Below are 16,210 nucleotides of genomic sequence, written 5' to 3'. Positions count from 1 at the left end.
TTGCTTTTACTCCTCTCCACTGAATTGTTTTCTCCACTCTTTATAACTCATGAACGGAATTGTAACACTAGGTGGTTTCACCAGTTTGTACGCTTTGTTAAAAGCCTGTCTGTAGGACAATCCTAAATCAGACATATAAGCATCAATACGAGCAGCCAATTTCTTTTGGTACGCATCATCCATGTAGTCTCGGCCTCTCCTGTATTCCGGTAACTTGCCATTGACCATGTAAATCGTGTGGCAACGACACTGGATATCCATTGAAGAAATGCCCCATAACCTCGGTGCTTTTGATTTCCACTTGCCGAAATGGTAGTAGCCCTCTTTATCAGCTTTCTGACCATCTAGCTTTCTATGAGACTTACGAACCCTTGTATCAAGTGATGACATCCACACCTTAGTAAGCCTTGCTGTTTTACTTGCTTGTTCCTCAATGGCTAAATCAACCTGAGATCTCACACGGCCACCTTCTGTACGTGCAACGAGAATAGCTTTCTTCCTTGTCCATCCCATAGCGTTTTCAATCCTGATAGCCATGTCAGTGTAACTCTCTCCTGCTTGTAGGCTCTGTGCTATCTCAATGTTTAACCGCCTGATAATGTCGTTTCTATGTGCCTCGAATATCTTTGGCAACGTCAAAAACTCAACAGGATTAGTTAACGCTGCTTGAATCACCTCAGCAGATGGTATTTTAAAGCCCATTTCCTCGCCTGTAGACTGTTGCAAGAGATAAGCCATCAATAAGTATCTCTCGATGTAAAGACGTTCCTCTGAAGCTTGTATGAGTTTAATAATCTCTTTGTAATCAGCATTAAGTTCTTTAGCAATCATTCGCATTTCTTGGTTGAATCTGTTGTACTTATTAACATCTGTCCAAGTAGCCTCACCGTTTCTGCCAAACTTCCGATGCATGTCTAACATTTGGGCAAGAATAGACTTTAAACGTCGTGCAAACACAACCTCAATGTCTTTTTCAGCCTTGGCTTCTAAATCATCTAAGATACGATTGATTTCCTGTTGATTCATGAGACATCAACTTCTTTTAGGTCAGCGTCATCCTCATTCAAAGGTTCAAGCCCATTACCAAACAGTTGTTCATCCTTCTGCATTTCTTCAAGTTCATACTCCACATCATCAACAACAGACAACTTAGAAAGGCGAGTACGCTCTGATACCAATCCTTTTAACGCTTGTGAAGCTTGTGCCTCGGACAGTAAATCAATAGGAATGTTGCGTTTGTATTCATACCAAACTTTCAAGTAGTCATCCTTTGAGCAAATACCTTTCTTGGCCCATGCACTACATAGCACTTTAAATTGGTACCGAAGAGCAGTCGTGAACTTTCGCTCCATCGTCTTACATTTGTTCTCAAGTGCCATTAATTTGTATTTCATAGCTACGCCACTTGCATTACCTGCAAACGATTCATCGCTGAAATTTACACTCTTAGCTAGGCGCATGATGTTCTCTTCTAAGCGATCCAGATGGTTCTCGATCATTTGGTCGTTAACATCTTTGGTTAGATATTTAATGTCGTCATTCTCACCCATCAGCTCAAAGATACCTGTTCGAGCAACCTTCTTTGCATCTTCGTCATCCATCCCCATACCTTTAAGTACTAGATAGGACAATCGGAACTGTTCGATTTCGTTTGAAGCATCAGATAAAGTTCTATCATAAGCGTCGATGAGGTTGTACACCTTATCTGCATCGCCCTGCAACTCCTCGTTATTTGGAACACCGAATAAAGGGCAATAGTCAAATAAGTGCTTCCGTTCATCTTTCAAAACAAAAGGTGAATCGGCATCAGTACGTGTGTAGAGTTTTTCAGTTGTAGCATCATAGAACACCAGCTGCTCAATCTCTACTTTCTCACCCTCAGCATCTAGTGCTGCGCTTTTAAAATATCGCATAGCATATTTAGGTTCACTAACGTCTGCTGTTTCCGATAGGATAATTGTTTCCCATGGATCAATGGTCGTAACCCGTTCATTTCCATCAGTATCAATGTAAAGTAGTCGTGCTGAATAGCCACAAATAGCTGTTTTCTTCCCTGACTCACTATCAAGATCATCAACAGAATTACGCAAATTAAAAAGCTCAATCGCCTCAGATAATTTATCAAGGCCTTGAGCTTGTTTGTCTACTACGTATGAAATTGGATTACCGAACATGTAGCCAACCTTGGTATCTACTATTTCAGCATCTAGTGGATTATTTAAAGTGTTATTCACCTTATCGTCAACACGAACAACATGGTCATTACCTTGAGCGTAATCAGTCGGTTTACGTGTTAAAATCGGGACTGCTGAAATTTCAGCTTTATACCGGTTGTAGTTTAGTAGTCGTTTGTTTCGTTCAGCCTTTGTCTCATCTACTAGCTTATTAAGTAATAAAGGAGTAACACCTTTCTCATTAATATAAGCAATGTATTCGTTCACTGCACCACCTCCTTATCGGTTCTTCCCTTTTAGAATTGCCTTCTGATAATGTGTATAGATTCCATAACGTATCACATCCAATACGTCATCCCATAACTTAATTGGTTCTCCAGTAGTACCATTCCATGCGTATTGGTGGATTTCACCCTTAAACCTTTTCACTTTATCTTCAACGATAAAAAGCCGCCCTATTTTAAACATCTTGGCGACTTCCTCAATTCCTGCTATTACTTTTTTAATTGCATTAATTGCCCTTAATCCTTCGCGTCTAAAGCGTTGAACATGCTCAGGTCGCGCTGAATCACAATAGAAATTGATATTGCCATAACGTTTTTTGATGTCCTTAGCGATGTCTACCCAGTAATCAATTTCTTGGTGCTGTTTGGCATGTTCTTCACATAAATAAACAATTCCATTCTCATCTTCTGCAAATACCCCGATTGCCCCAAAGTGCTCATAGCCCCAGTCAACAGCAGCAAAGTATTTAACAATGTTGATTTTTTCGAACTCTTTGCTAGAAATGTAGTTTCGGTCCTTATTAAAGTCTTTATATATAATTCCTTCTGCCGACACCCATAAACCGTGAATATCACGATCTGTAAACATTCCAGATGGTGTAGAAGCAATAATTGACTCCACGTATTCCGGATCCAGAAAGATGTTATCAAACAAAGTGAAATGAAATACCTTGATATTTAATCTTCCACTTTCAAGTAACTGACCATCTTTATCGATAATGTCTGTCTTAACTGGATGTGCTGGATTTTCTGGGTTAGTATCTAAGAGGATTTGAGCTCCTGGATATGAACATCGTGAGATTACCTCTTTAACAAACATGTCATGTAATGCGGTGCCTTCATTCAAAAATCCACCTGCTGCTGTAAAACCACGAGCCTTTTTCCATGCATCCGCATTAGTACCGTCAAAGCAATACACCTTATTACCAAACACACGGACTGCATTGGTTTTATCCAACTTTAATTCTTTGCCTAGAATAGCCTCCATATCATCAAGCACATTACGACGAATACTCGCTTGTGTGGACCCACCGATAATAAAAGATAGCCCTTGGTTTTCAAACTTAGCAATATGCATTAAAAAAAGCAGTATAAGAATAAATGTCTTACCTGCCCTCTTGGCACCACTAGCAGCCAATATTTTAGGTTTTTCATGAATAAAGCAGTCCATAACCTCTTTCTGTTTGGGTGTAAGCTCTGCCATTATTCCTCACCTGCCATTTTACGCAGCATCTTTGCAATTTCGCTTTCTTGAGTTGTTGTATCTCCAGATTGAATCTTTTCGATTTCTAGTTTTGTTTTATCGATACCTAACTGCATCTGCTCTAGCTTCAACCTACGCTCATCATCCTGATCAGCCATCTCAACAAACTGACGAATAGAAGAACGCAACTCCCCAATTGCTCTCGATTGAGCAGTGAGTAGTTGTGCCTGTCGTTCCCATGCGAATTGAAACTCATATTCTTCTTCTGTTACAGCCTTTTCGACGCCTCCGCCATCCTCTTTAGAACGTGGATAGTAATCGTATTTCGCTTTCTTGAGCTCTTTAATTATTTCATCTTTAGATTCGACGTGCATAATTCGTTGAGCCCTTATGATTGCAGCATACTGTATTTGTATTTGGTCCCAAATTAAATCGGCTGGAGAACGCTCATTCATTGCTTCCATTATTTCGAGCGTTTCTTCTGGTAAGAACTTTTGAAAGAATCCGTGAGTGAGAGCATTTGAGTTTTGTTTTGGAGCTGACGCGTTTTTATTACCTCGATTACCTTTTGCGTTAGCATTACCAATAGGAGCGCCTCTTTCTCTCTTAACACTTTTTATCGGAGTACTCCGTTCGTCTGTTTGGAGTACTCCATTTAATTTCTCGTTCCAATTGTCTTTAGATTTTGATTTCCATGAGCCAATTGTTTTTTCTGGAACACCTAACTTTTCAGCTATTGCTCGATTTGTAATATCACCGTTGTGTTCTTTGTAAATTTCAAATGCTTTATCTCGATTCGGGTCTCTCGCTCTAGCCATATCTCATAATCACCACCACCTATACCTGAAGCCTTGGAAGCCTCTTACTTGTTCTAAGCGTTCTTGCCTTAAATCATCCATAAAAATAAGACAACCATTCCATGTGCGATTAGTTACCTCACATGACGCAGTCGCCTTTGTTTCGATTTGTATTACTTTCATTGATGACTCAATATATCCGTTTTTTACGAAATACACTCTATCACCAATGTTTAGCTTTTTAGGTTGTCTGGATAGTTGCCAGAACTGTTCATATCCACCTTGTTCATAAACAGTAGTTTCTTTATTATCATTTACATATTCACTCTTAGGAATCGTTACTACGATGTCCAATGGCATCACCCCATTATGCTAATTGCTCTAAAAAATAAAAACCACCTACTAGGTGGTTTAGAGAATTATAAATGCTTATTACATTCCTTTGTTATTTCTTTTAATAAATTAATGAATTCATCTATACAACCAAGTATTTCCACAGGTTTACTATACTTACCTTTTGAAATTGTTATAGTCTGTCCTTGTTTTACAAAACCAGAAGTCATACTTAAAGGTGAGTGGTTATGTGTAAAACTATTTCTTACATCCTGTGCTGTTACATATCTATCATCTTTAATTGCATCTTTAAAACAATCAAACAAATCTTTGTTTTTACTTTCTAAAGCACTTAAAACATTCTTTCTAAATTGTAAATTTTCTTCTATTTCAAGTTGATATTTCACGTTGATAATATGAACTAAGTTATCTACCAAAGTGAATAATCTATATAATAAACTTTCTACTTCATAACTAAACCAGTAATGATAAGCTATTTTTTCTAGATCCTTCTTTTGATAAATATCATATCCATCAAGTTTTTTAAAATATACATATACATAACCATAGTTAATACTTATTGAGAGCATCTTTTGATTGAATTCGTTTTTCCAGTGATCAACTGACATTTTCCCGTTATTCATTTCTAAAAGATTGTATTTACTTTGCGATACCTCAAAAGACATTTCTTCTAAATTATTACCAATCTCTAAGTCGAGATCATTCCATTCTTCTTCACTTAGTAAAATTTGATAATTGTTTACATTAACCATATATATCCCTCCCACCCAATCATAACCTAGCAGATGAAATATATGTAATAACTTTTTGCTCTCAAAAGTAAGTGCCGTTGCCCTGGCAGTCAAAGGGGAGGAAACTGCTCGATACTCACTTTTCAGGGCAAAAGAAAAACACCCCGAAGGATGCGTTAAACGTTTTTTCTAAATTTTCTATACTCTTCTTCAAATATCCTTTTACTATTATCAAAAATTGCATAAATGTCACGAACATCACCAATAAGTATTTCAGCTGTATGTTTGTTTATTTTTTCAGTAACAATGTATCTTCCAATAGATTTTTTGTGGTATTCTACAATTTCAATAGCATCATAATCCATACTCTTATACATATATTCTCTGTCATTTATTAATTGTTGATGAAGTTCTTTTATAGTTTCTAAAACATTTTTGGTCATACTTTCTTCGCCAAGCTGTAATAAATTTTCGTATATATACATCTTATTAAGGTACTTACTATAAGTATCTATTAATACACTAAAAATCATTAGTTTTTCTGTGGCATTGCTAAAGAATATTTCTCTATCTCGATGTTTCAGAGTTCTATTAACTCCAATATAAGTAATTGCACCTCCAAATATTGCTCCAAAAAAAGCGATTATTGCAGCAACTATAGTATCCTTCCAGCCATAGAATTCCATCATTATCCAACCGGAAATTAGTAAAACCATTAAACTAGTCCAAATTAGAATAAACCATTCAAATATTCTTTTACTCACTTTTATCACCCATAAGTAATGATAAGCTAGATGTAGAAAACTATGTAACAACTTTTTGCTATCAAAACCACATCAAACTCTACCCTCTCAACTCGTAGCGTTTTGGCTGTTTGATGCAGTTTTCAAAGCAAAAGAAAAGCCCTGTGAAGGGCTCTTAATTACGTGCAATTGAAGCGTTGGCCCACATAACAGCAGTTTCAAGGTTAGTCATAGCAACTGACTTCTCACGGCTGTTAGGACATTCTTCATCGATAAGGTAAGCAAGCTCTTTCGCCTTCTCACGAATAGCCTCATACTTTGCTGGTTGTCCCTCTTTTGGTGCGTGGTACATAAAGTTGTTTTCAATTTGTGGTTTCATTTGTTTTCTCCTTTCGCATGCATAATTAAAAGCCTCCATCCGAAGATGAAAGCTTAGATATTGTGGTAAATTGTCGAGTGCTCTTTTCCGACTCGTGGTAGAGCGACACCACGTTATTTTGTAACGAATTATGTTCTAGTTTTATAGTGCATTTCCGTGCACTTTGAACCTGTAGTAAGTTTGTTTTAGTAAGTTTGACTGAATTAAATGGAAAGTGGACGAAGTTCACATATAAACCACTCCTTCAGTTTTTATTAGCCTTTTATATTAATTAAGATACCTAATCTCTTAAAAAATATGGGCCGGCCATGTATGTCTTGCTCCGAACAAATTTATGGAGCGCGGGTCGGTCGTCGGTCTGTCTTTCCCTAATATTTAGGTTTTTATAAATACCAAGAGAGGAAAAGCTTACCGCGCCGTCCTGCCTCCCAGTTTACAATGGATTTTTTATTTCACAAAACATGCTACATGTTTTACATTTGTTCCTTTTGTTACATCTGTTTCATTTGTTTCTTTCGTTCCACAATCGCGCCTGATTGTGGAAGATCGGTTTTTCAATTAAATGTCCTATAATTTTCTTCGTTTGTTTTTCAAATCATTTATTTTAATAACACCATAATAAACAATCCAAAATAAGAGAATTAAAAATACAGAATAATTCTTTTTACTTTCAGGCAATAAAATTAAAGTTACAATATATATAAGAACACTAGGAACAAGTAATACCCAATACAATTTTCGTCTATTCATTTAAAATCACTTCTCCTTCAAGACAATCTATTGACAGTATAGCTCTCGCGCAAACAACCCTAATAAAGGAATTTTAAATATATTATACCATTAACAAAAAAGCTCCTAAAGCGTCCTTTGGTGACCTTAATTGTTATTCAACAATCTGGCCCCGATTTTTGAATAAATGTTATTAAAAAGAAGTAGCCCATTGGCTACTTCATCATCTGACTTAAAATATTATTTCTCACTCTAAAAATGGTCGTGCTAGATAATCTCATATGCTTACCAATAGCACGCATACTATCACCATCCAGCAATCTATGAAGTACTTCCACCTCTCTGTCTCCAGTTACAAGAGGAATACGTTTTTGAACCTCTGCAATCTTTTGCTCATATTCCTTAATACGATAATTTAACGAATATACACGACGTTGTACTTCTGTATACACTGGATCACTTGTACCACCACTAGCCTTTGGTAATGTCGCCTCAATCCCATACATAGCCGTTTTAGCCCCAATGTAGCTATTGATATCAGCTTTCGCTACTGGCTGCCTTGCTTCCTCAATCGTTTCAACCATCCATCGATAATTCTCAATCCATTGTAGTAAATCCTCTTTTGTAACTGCTGTTTGCCCTTTTAACATAGGTTTGCCCTCCTAAGTTGTGATATACTACTTTTACTAGATTGTCTTAAAAGGGCATAAACCAATTCGAGCTGTAGCGTGTGACGACGCTGCGGCTTTTTTATATGCATAAATTTTATTTTTCTGTGAAAACTATCCTTAAATTTATATAAGGAGGTGTTTTCATTATGTCGATAGTAGGATGGGGTAGACTCCTAAATACCATTAGATTATTAAAAAATTACGAAGAATCAGGATATCTTGAACATTTTTGTAATGCACACGGTTTAGATTATCGCTTTTATAAACGTTTCATCAAAGCTAATTTAGCAATTATTTCAGACCAATCAGAATTACTAGATGCAATAAAAGAGGATAAGGAATTTGCCAAACGTTTAAATGATATTTTAGGTCCTATAGAATCTGTATGATCTTTATTGGCATCTGCAAAATTAATAATTTGCAGATGCCCTTTTTTAATTAAATTACTCATATTGTTTAGTGACTACATCGCTAATTTCTGCGAATGTTCTACTATGATTCTCTCGAATATCGCTTCTACTAGTTTCATAGGTATATTCGAACGTTCGTTATACTTTTTGCTATAGTTATTCCACTCGATTTCTCCTTGTGTACTTTCCTGTTTTAGGTTCAAATGCAGGTTACTTTTAAATTTCGTTGGCTTTTTTAGTGGATAATCATAATTGTTATAAAATGTTTTGTTATCGTAGGGAATGTTGAAACCTAGCACCCTATCAAAGTAATCCCAAATTCTACTCGTTGCAGGGTTTTCAATAATGTAGTATTTTGGCTGGTAACGCTTGATAATTTGAATTAAATTAAACGCACACAGTTCTCCATTTATTCGATTAATAAAAGACTTCTCAGGCTTGAACTGATAATCTTCATAGTCCTTGTAATCCCTCACTGTAAAACGTGACAACGGTATTTGTGGAGAAAATAACGAATCGCCTTGTTCTTGTTTCCAACAGGCATTTCCATTCGCCATTGCACTTGCCACTGACCAACTTTCACATGGCGGACTAGCAATAATTGCATCAGGTTTCGGTAACAAATCCAATGTTGACCAAAGTTTATTGTCACCAAATAAATAACTATAATCTGCTAAGTCCAGGTTAATAAAATGGTTGTTTTTTTGTTCAATATCCAATCCTATAGGAAATATTTCAATTTCCTTAAATCTTTTTGCGCCTTTTTCATAGGATCCATTTCCACTATCAAACAATGCCCAAATTACAATTTTATTTGTCATTTTAATCACCTCATTATCTTCACACTAATTTTCAACTAACCACTTTCCTCTTTCCTAACAATCCACCAGCTCTTGGCCCAATCCTTCCTGCCATTTCAAGGTCCATAGGAATTAAAGCCACACTCACCTTACTCGCATTAAGCTTCTGAGCTATCTCATTAATTGGATATCCTTGATTCCACATAGCTATGAAGCTTCCGATCTGTTGTATGGTGAAATCAAACTTAACCGATTCATGAACCTCACCAGTGAATAAGATGTATCGACTCTCTACTTTTGGTGCCATTCAATCGTCACCTCTGCCCTTGGGTTATCCGAATACCACTTACGAGCAACTAACTCTGTCACTTGGCTATCATCACGCCATATAACCTTACTTAGACCATCTTTAATGCCTTTTGCCAGATTGTCGATGTCTGGTTTAGTTGTTGGTCGTAACTCACCATTTAACGCCTGCTGTAGCTTTTTCTTGCTATTGCTGATAGCTTTTGGTATCTTACGATAAACATCGATAGTTAGCTTTATATCTTCTGTTATTAGGGTTTCTGGCGCTACTTGTGAAGCTACTAATCTTACAAATGATTTGTAGTCTTTGGATTCCTTCGGATCAAATGTGCCATTTTGTGTTACTCGTGGTCGTTGTTGTGCCTGCACATCTCCTGGTATTTCAAATGTGAGTATGTTCATGTTTGCCCTCCTGTCAGCACTCTTAGAAGTCTGCTGATAAAACAATCTAATGCCGTTCTACCAGCAGCGTGTATGAATTAACCGTTCTCTACTATATTTGTTACTGTTCCTGAACCACCTACATAAAGATTTTCGGAATCCCACACTTCACCACATACTGCGCAGCATCTTAATTCTTTGTTGCACTCTACCATGGTTAAGCTTTCACATTTATTGCAGCCATAAATTTCTACTTCTATTTCACCCATTACTTCACCAACCTTCACTCATTTTCTGCTCGATTAATGCTTGCCTCAGTACTAAATCCATCTGGATAGCGCTTTTTTAATTTCTCGATATTGGCTTCTGCAATTTCATCTAATGACAAACCTGCCAATCTAGCGATATTTGCTAGATACCACATAACATCACCTAATTCTTTCTTAACCTCCACATGATCAATAACATGACCATGGAACATAGCTTTTTTAATTAAATCTGCAACCTCTCCAGCCTCACCTGCGATACCTAGACCATAATTAACTAGTTCATTATCATGTTTAGCTGCTGTTCTCGTTGCTAACAATTGATACTCATTTAAGTTCATTTAGCTGCCCCTTTTCCGAATCGTAATAGCACTTGATATGGTCTTGCTTCATATTCAAAGAATTTAATATCACTGGTTGGATACCAATGGTTCTGTCTTTCAGCTTTAATTTGCTTTTCAAGCTTATCTCGCGTCTTAGCTCCAATGATTTTCTTCGTAGGTCGTTTTGTTATCATCAGTAATCACTCCTTCTTAGAAAGGCAGATCATCCGAGTTAACATCAATCGGTGCCTTTGAATTTGCAAACGGATCTTCATTACCCTGCATATAACTCGGTTGATTGTTATTACCGCCATATTGCCCCTGTGAACTGCCTTGATACTGTCCACCTGTATTTGTACTAGATTCGTAGTTTGATGCGCCCTGTGAGCCTCCTGTGCCGTTTTTCGGCTCTAAGAATTGGATACTGTCTGCTACAACGTTCGTAAAATAGATTCTTTGCCCGTCTCTCTCATACGAACCAGTGCGTATAGATCCTGTTATCCCTGTTAAACTACCTTTCTTTAAGTAGTTAGCAGCATTTTCAGCAGTTTTTCTCCATGCTTCAATCTGGATAAAGTCAGCTTCATTCTCGTTATTCTGATTTTTGAAAGTTCGATTAACAGCTAACGTAAAACGTGCTCTTGCAATACCTGATTGAGTGTACGAAATCTCGGGATCTTTAGTTAGCCTTCCGATAAGCTGCGTTTGATTCAACTTTTAATCCCTCCTTATATTCTCTTTTGTACCTCTTTACCGTTGTTGTACTGATGCTATATTTCTTAGCAATATCAATATTTCTCGAACCATTTTTGAATTCCGTTTCTAATACCTCATAAGGAACCTTGGTTCTAACATCTTTATTGCTTCGTATTTGTATTCCATGTTGTTCAAGCAGCCTTTTGATTGTTTTGCCATCACACCCTATTTGCTTCGCAATTGTATTGCAACCAATGTTTCTGTCTTCTAAATAGGTCTGAATTATCAACTCTTCTTTATTTTTAATAGACCAATCTCTTTCGCCTGAACGATATGCATGAACAAGATTTTCTGAATGTGTACACCATTCCAAGTTTTCTACATTGTTGTTAATAGGATTAGAGTCTATATGGTTAACCAAATTCTTTCCTTCAATGATTGGTATGAAAGCAAATGCTACTAACCGATGTACTTTAAGAGATTTACTTTTTTGTCCAGGTTTCACTAACTCCACTTTTTGATAACCCGTAGTTGTTTTAGATTGTTTTAATACTCGACCCTTCATATAACAATGAAATTTGTCACCTCTATAAACTGGCCTATCCAGGGATCGAACTTGCCCTCTATTACTAACTTCATACAGCCCTTCATAACCAACAACAGGTTTCCAAATCTCATCATCTTCAAAATGAAATGCCAGTTGTTCAGTTAATGTCATGCTGTTACCTCCAGTAGTTCAGGGTTTTCGTATATGTTGCCGACGACTTCGATATAATCGTTTTCACCATCCAATAAACATTCCTCACAATGTTTAACAACAGCTTGTAAATAAGAAACATCAGGACAATATTCATTTATTACAAATCGTTGAACATCGTCACAATCTGCCCAATTCGGAATGTATAGCTCCAGTATGTCACCTTCATATATCTCCTTGCCGTACTTATCTTTTAAGCCTGTCCATCGCCCTCTAAACTTAAATTTAGCCCGTCTGTAAGTCTTAGACATCAATTCTTTTAAGGTGTAAATTTGCACAATATTTTTATCTCGATCGTATAACCTGAATTTCATTTCACTGAAAATCTCTTCTTCAGCAACAAATTGGCCATTTGGATTTCTAGCTTTAAAATGCTCTTCAATGTAATGTTCGCTAGGTGTTGTTAATTTTAAATTTTGAATATTATTATTCGAACGGTCTCCATCTATATGATGAACAAGCTCTTTTCTAGGTGTTAAATAACGTCCCAGGTAATTCTCCATAACCAACCTATGCAAAGGAACGTAACCTCTTTTATTTGCGTATGGGTGATATGGTGCTTTTGCTAGTACATATCCATTTTGCTTATAAAACCCTTTACATCCTGCGCGAATTTTCATTTTCTTCGCATCCCACGCCCGAAACTTAATCTCTCTACTCATGCAGCCATCGCCCCTTCCATTCGTGAAATAAGATAATCCGTAGCCTCATCAGCATCTTTAAGCCCTACCAAGGCTCTCAATTGCTCCAAACGTTTATAAGCCATGGTTTCGTTTTGTTTGCCTCCGAAGCGCTGAAACTGCCCTAAATACAAAATGATTTGGTCTATTAAAAATTGTTCATTTATCATCCCTTCACCCTCCATCAAGGGGCTGTTGCCCCTCACTGATTTAAAATTGCATTGAATTTACTCAAGCGACCTTTAGCGATTTCTCTTCGAAAACTAGTAGCCTCATTTTTAACTGGTTGCGACATTTCGATTAATCTATCAGGTATCCTCTTGCCTATTTGCTCTGGTAAATCTTTTGGATTGAGATTTGATGTTGCTAGAATAGGTTTTTTTCTACGACTACGGCCATCAAATATTTGGAACATAGTTTCTAGCACCCAATCACTTATTTTTTCTGCCCCTAAGTCGTCGATAATCAACAAGTCACAAATCATTAATGCTTTCATGATTTGTTGTTCACTCTCGTTATTGTTGCGATTGAAGGTAGCTTTGATTTTGCTTAGTAACTCTGGCATTGATATGAAAACTATTACCTTACCTCGAGCAGTTAAATAATTGTGTACTGCTGCAGCTAAATGAGTTTTACCATTCCCTACATCGCCCCACAACAAGAGAGATTCAGCACCAAATTCTTCGAAATGTTCTGCATAGTATTTAGCAGCCTTGAAAGCTTTTTCAGAACCCTGCCGCATTAAGAAATTATCAAAACTAGCATTCAAGTATTTATCACCAATATTGCTGATAGAGAATAAAGTACGTACCTCATTTTCCTCTTTAGCTCGTATCAAACGTTCAACCTCTGCCTTTTTAATGTCCTGCTCACATTGGCATACAGGTTGCACCCAGCGAGTTCTACCAAGGACCTCAACTGGAATCGCCTTGATTTCATTTCCGCAATGGCTACATACTTCGCTAGAGTGAGAGGCCGTCATATTCTTCGTTACTATGTCGTTCATAGCTTTGGCTATTGGTTGCATCTCGTTGAACCTCCTTCATTTTCAACCGCAATTGCTGGTAAGTAGTGATCATGTCTTTACGCCAGTTGATCAATGTACCTTCTGCATATTTAATTTTGTTACGAGCGTTGTTTAATACCGCGTTTTGTAATGCTGCTAAGATTAAATCCACGTCTTTGTAATCATCCAAGATGTAACCAAGGTGTTCAGCGATTGTTGGAAGAACAGGTGTAATGTTTTGATTTGTAAATTCAACTAATCTAGCAAAATCAGATTGAGAAGAAACCGACTGACCGACTTCACTGTCTGTTGTTTGTTTTTCTTTTTTATTTTCTTTTTGTTTTTGTTTTTCTGTTTGTTTTTCTTTTTGTCCACGTATCGTATTTAAATAATTACGTAACGTATACGTATCGTAAATTTCGTTTTTGACAGCTACAGTTATCGAAACATTTGCCTCTGCTCGTTCGTATTCAAACTCTTTCAAAGTGTTTATTTTTGCAATTACAGTTTCATAATTGACTGGAATTTCAGGATGTTTTAAATTCCAGAAATCTACCACTTCCCTTAAATCTGTTGTTCCAGATTTTAAATTATTAAATTTGTTGTAAGAGACTACTAGGTTTGAAATCTCTGAACCCCCACCGTTTACTTGAGGATTGATATGATCCAGTTCAATATCTTTTAATTGAAGTTTTAACCCTGTGTAGAAGCATCTTTGACCATCACGCAAAATGATGTAATCACGTTTAGTAATGTTGTCCAAATCTTTTGGTTTAGATTGTTTAGATGGTTCAGCATAGTTACTAGCACCGTTCAACACATTGGTATACAGCTGCTTCAAACTTTCATGGGATACTGAACCAACAACAAACTCTAATAAAGAAGTATCTTTAACATCCTCTAATTCACGTCTAACGCAGTCCATTATTGGTTTACCTGCTTTTATGAGGTTGTAACGGCCCCAGTTCCGTATCGCAATTTCCCTTGTTTCTTCGTTGTAGCGAATCAATTTATGGTGATCCAAGAAACGCTGCATTAACGCATTTATTACTTCTGGCGAATAACCCAATTCGAATGCCATATGCTTTTTTGTAATTTGATAAACACCGATTTGCTTCGTGTGTTCATTTGTTAATAAATAAAGGAAAAATAATTTGTCTTCTGGTGTAAATTCTTCAATTACTTTGCCGTCTGTCCATAATGATGTATAAACATATCTAAATTTAGCCATTTGCCCTCGCCCCTCCTAGTACGTTTTCACTGGCTCCCAATCATTTGCATATGCTGCCTCATTGAACTTATCTACTGGCATATCAATATTGACTGGCTCATATGTTTCAAGCCATTTTGCGACATCGTAACTGATGGAAGCTCTATTACCGAATTTTTCAAGCATGTAAGCTTTGTATGCCTCTGAATGTGCTATTACTTCATCTATTTCTGGTTGCCCTGGCTTTTGACGATCATTCCGAACGATGATGAAAGCGTCTTGAATATCATCCATTGTGATATCACCATCTGGATCACTGAAATCTGCTACTTCAATATCTGCAGCTAGATAACGTTCATCTTTTTCTTTGTGCTTTAAAACAATGACAGGAACAGTAGAAATAATTTCATCCTCTCCACCAAAGATGTTTTGTTGAAATACTTTCATGGTTCGCCCTCCATATTTTCAATATTCAAATTTTTAATCACAGACATATTCACAAAATCCACAAGAAATAGAATTTAACATCACTAGGATTACGTTTTCGTTTCTCAATGGCCTCGAAAATCACCTCTGTTGCATTCTCCTTAAATGGCATTGATGGTATTTCTGGAACCTCACTAGGTTTAACCTCATGACCATGTTGTGAGTATGGCGTGTCTGTTGCTAAGAATTGTTGACTAATGCTATTTCCTGTTAGCATTACAGCATCTTTCGAGTGGATTGAAACGTGTCTATACTTACCACTCTGTTCAAGTTCCGATTTCTTTTGTCTGATGAATTGTTGTAGTTGAATACCCATACATTTGTCCCTCCACACTTTTTAAATTAGACCCCTATAAACCTTTAACTTCTGAATCAGCTCATAGCATTGTTCTTCATCCATCATGCCGATATGAGCCTTTTCAGGTGGTAAATTCATTAATTCTTGCATTACTTGATACGCCTTGCCCCTACCCATTTTTCGATATTTTCCTTTCCATAAAGGATCAAACATCGAATGAGCTGTTTTTCGCATTGAACGTAATCGTTTATTTGCTAATGTACCAAGTGGTGTTTTCCCTTTTCCATGCGTTCCTACATAAGCATCACAAGGTCTACACACGTACATATTCACACCATAATCTTGACCATAAAATTCTTTACTGGACATAAACTCAGCCTCGTTACCACAGTAGCCACAAATCATTTCTAAACCTCCTATAACAACCTCTGTTCACGCTCACAAACTGCAAAACTACCACCCACTTTGATAATTCGATAGTTTGGGTAACGTTGCATGTACTGCAGCACCAAACGTCTGATTTCA

25 protein-coding genes are annotated in these 16,210 nt (G+C 36.9%); 1 reads left to right on the top strand and 24 read right to left on the bottom strand.

Features of this window, described 5'->3' with window-relative positions; genetic code table 11:
- Positions 1–6 precede the first annotated feature (6 nt).
- The 9 genes from AAJG31_RS20325 to AAJG31_RS20285 form a co-directional block, all read right to left on the bottom strand.
- Positions 7–1,026: a phage minor head protein gene (locus AAJG31_RS20325; protein ID WP_279495681.1), complete on the bottom strand. Its 1,020-nt coding sequence runs from the start codon at positions 1,024–1,026 to the stop codon at positions 7–9.
- On the bottom strand, positions 1,023–2,441 hold the full coding sequence (locus tag AAJG31_RS20320; RefSeq protein WP_279495682.1) for a phage portal protein: 1,419 nt from the start codon (positions 2,439–2,441) through the stop codon (positions 1,023–1,025). Before AAJG31_RS20320 ends, AAJG31_RS20325 begins: the two co-directional genes overlap by 4 nt.
- 12 nt (positions 2,442–2,453) lie before the next feature.
- Positions 2,454–3,662 carry a PBSX family phage terminase large subunit gene (locus tag AAJG31_RS20315; RefSeq protein WP_279495683.1) on the bottom strand — a complete coding sequence of 403 codons (1,209 nt, stop codon included), beginning with the start codon at positions 3,660–3,662 and terminating at the stop codon, positions 2,454–2,456.
- Positions 3,662–4,480, bottom strand: a complete 819-nt coding sequence (gene terS / locus AAJG31_RS20310) for a phage terminase small subunit (protein ID WP_279495684.1) — start codon at positions 4,478–4,480, stop codon at positions 3,662–3,664. The genes AAJG31_RS20315 and terS overlap by 1 nt, the downstream gene beginning before the upstream one ends.
- Positions 4,481–4,489: 9 nt before the next feature.
- The gene (locus AAJG31_RS20305) at positions 4,490–4,813 is read right to left on the bottom strand and encodes a hypothetical protein (RefSeq protein ID WP_279495685.1); all 324 of its coding nucleotides are present in this window, start codon (positions 4,811–4,813) and stop codon (positions 4,490–4,492) included.
- A gap of 65 nt (positions 4,814–4,878) precedes the next feature.
- Positions 4,879–5,565, bottom strand: coding sequence for a Cthe_2314 family HEPN domain-containing protein (locus tag AAJG31_RS20300; RefSeq protein ID WP_279495686.1), 687 nt, complete (start codon positions 5,563–5,565; stop codon positions 4,879–4,881).
- A gap of 155 nt (positions 5,566–5,720) precedes the next feature.
- Positions 5,721–6,308 (bottom strand): hypothetical protein, encoded by a 588-nt coding sequence (locus tag AAJG31_RS20295; protein ID WP_279495687.1) that lies wholly within the window; start codon positions 6,306–6,308, stop codon positions 5,721–5,723.
- A gap of 154 nt (positions 6,309–6,462) precedes the next feature.
- A complete protein-coding gene (locus AAJG31_RS20290; protein ID WP_066037345.1) occupies positions 6,463–6,666 on the bottom strand; it encodes a hypothetical protein in 204 nt (67 codons plus the stop codon).
- Between the two features lie 944 nt (positions 6,667–7,610).
- A complete protein-coding gene (locus tag AAJG31_RS20285) occupies positions 7,611–8,045 on the bottom strand; it encodes a hypothetical protein (RefSeq protein ID WP_279495688.1) in 435 nt (144 codons plus the stop codon).
- A 167-nt stretch (positions 8,046–8,212) separates the two neighbouring features.
- On the opposite strand from AAJG31_RS20285, the gene AAJG31_RS20280 reads away from it, so the two are divergent.
- Positions 8,213–8,455 carry a hypothetical protein gene (locus AAJG31_RS20280; protein ID WP_279495689.1) on the top strand — a complete coding sequence of 81 codons (243 nt, stop codon included), beginning with the start codon at positions 8,213–8,215 and terminating at the stop codon, positions 8,453–8,455.
- A 74-nt stretch (positions 8,456–8,529) separates the two neighbouring features.
- Here the strand turns inward: AAJG31_RS20280 and AAJG31_RS20275 are convergent, their stop codons facing one another.
- From AAJG31_RS20275 to AAJG31_RS20205, 15 genes are all read right to left on the bottom strand, one after another.
- Entirely contained in the window at positions 8,530–9,297 is a 768-nt protein-coding gene (locus tag AAJG31_RS20275; RefSeq protein ID WP_279495690.1) for a hypothetical protein, read from the bottom strand.
- A 31-nt stretch (positions 9,298–9,328) separates the two neighbouring features.
- Positions 9,329–9,583: a hypothetical protein gene (locus tag AAJG31_RS20270; protein ID WP_279495691.1), complete on the bottom strand. Its 255-nt coding sequence runs from the start codon at positions 9,581–9,583 to the stop codon at positions 9,329–9,331.
- Complete coding sequence (locus tag AAJG31_RS20265) at positions 9,568–9,984, bottom strand: RusA family crossover junction endodeoxyribonuclease (protein WP_279495692.1); 417 nt, start codon at positions 9,982–9,984, stop codon at positions 9,568–9,570. The genes AAJG31_RS20270 and AAJG31_RS20265 overlap by 16 nt, the downstream gene beginning before the upstream one ends.
- Positions 9,985–10,061: 77 nt before the next feature.
- Positions 10,062–10,232 carry a hypothetical protein gene (locus AAJG31_RS20260; protein ID WP_279495693.1) on the bottom strand — a complete coding sequence of 57 codons (171 nt, stop codon included), beginning with the start codon at positions 10,230–10,232 and terminating at the stop codon, positions 10,062–10,064.
- 14 nt (positions 10,233–10,246) lie between these two features.
- Positions 10,247–10,570 (bottom strand): nucleoside triphosphate pyrophosphohydrolase family protein, encoded by a 324-nt coding sequence (locus AAJG31_RS20255; RefSeq protein ID WP_279495694.1) that lies wholly within the window; start codon positions 10,568–10,570, stop codon positions 10,247–10,249.
- Positions 10,567–10,746: a hypothetical protein gene (locus AAJG31_RS20250; RefSeq protein ID WP_279495695.1), complete on the bottom strand. Its 180-nt coding sequence runs from the start codon at positions 10,744–10,746 to the stop codon at positions 10,567–10,569. Before AAJG31_RS20250 ends, AAJG31_RS20255 begins: the two co-directional genes overlap by 4 nt.
- Positions 10,747–10,762: 16 nt before the next feature.
- Positions 10,763–11,266 carry a single-stranded DNA-binding protein gene (gene ssb, locus AAJG31_RS20245; protein ID WP_279495696.1) on the bottom strand — a complete coding sequence of 168 codons (504 nt, stop codon included), beginning with the start codon at positions 11,264–11,266 and terminating at the stop codon, positions 10,763–10,765.
- Positions 11,232–11,966, bottom strand: coding sequence for an NUMOD4 motif-containing HNH endonuclease (locus AAJG31_RS20240; RefSeq protein WP_279495697.1), 735 nt, complete (start codon positions 11,964–11,966; stop codon positions 11,232–11,234). The genes ssb and AAJG31_RS20240 overlap by 35 nt, the downstream gene beginning before the upstream one ends.
- Entirely contained in the window at positions 11,963–12,667 is a 705-nt protein-coding gene (locus AAJG31_RS20235) for a YopX family protein (protein ID WP_279495698.1), read from the bottom strand. The genes AAJG31_RS20240 and AAJG31_RS20235 overlap by 4 nt, the downstream gene beginning before the upstream one ends.
- Entirely contained in the window at positions 12,664–12,855 is a 192-nt protein-coding gene (locus AAJG31_RS20230; protein WP_279495699.1) for a hypothetical protein, read from the bottom strand. Before AAJG31_RS20230 ends, AAJG31_RS20235 begins: the two co-directional genes overlap by 4 nt.
- 32 nt (positions 12,856–12,887) lie before the next feature.
- Positions 12,888–13,712 carry an AFG1/ZapE family ATPase gene (zapE, locus tag AAJG31_RS20225; protein ID WP_258860841.1) on the bottom strand — a complete coding sequence of 275 codons (825 nt, stop codon included), beginning with the start codon at positions 13,710–13,712 and terminating at the stop codon, positions 12,888–12,890.
- The gene (locus AAJG31_RS20220) at positions 13,648–14,922 is read right to left on the bottom strand and encodes a DnaD domain protein (protein WP_279495700.1); all 1,275 of its coding nucleotides are present in this window, start codon (positions 14,920–14,922) and stop codon (positions 13,648–13,650) included. The genes zapE and AAJG31_RS20220 overlap by 65 nt, the downstream gene beginning before the upstream one ends.
- Before the next feature lie 15 nt (positions 14,923–14,937).
- Positions 14,938–15,348 carry a hypothetical protein gene (locus tag AAJG31_RS20215; protein ID WP_279495702.1) on the bottom strand — a complete coding sequence of 137 codons (411 nt, stop codon included), beginning with the start codon at positions 15,346–15,348 and terminating at the stop codon, positions 14,938–14,940.
- Between the two features lie 49 nt (positions 15,349–15,397).
- Positions 15,398–15,703: a hypothetical protein gene (locus AAJG31_RS20210; protein WP_279495703.1), complete on the bottom strand. Its 306-nt coding sequence runs from the start codon at positions 15,701–15,703 to the stop codon at positions 15,398–15,400.
- A 21-nt stretch (positions 15,704–15,724) separates the two neighbouring features.
- On the bottom strand, positions 15,725–16,090 hold the full coding sequence (locus tag AAJG31_RS20205) for a zinc-finger-containing protein (RefSeq protein ID WP_279495704.1): 366 nt from the start codon (positions 16,088–16,090) through the stop codon (positions 15,725–15,727).
- Positions 16,091–16,210: the final 120 nt, after the last annotated feature.

This window comes from Lysinibacillus sp. BS3, from assembly GCF_039614735.1.
Lineage (GTDB): Bacteria > Bacillota > Bacilli > Bacillales_A > Planococcaceae > Lysinibacillus > Lysinibacillus capsici.
This window is presented reverse-complemented; position numbering and strand designations above follow the sequence as displayed.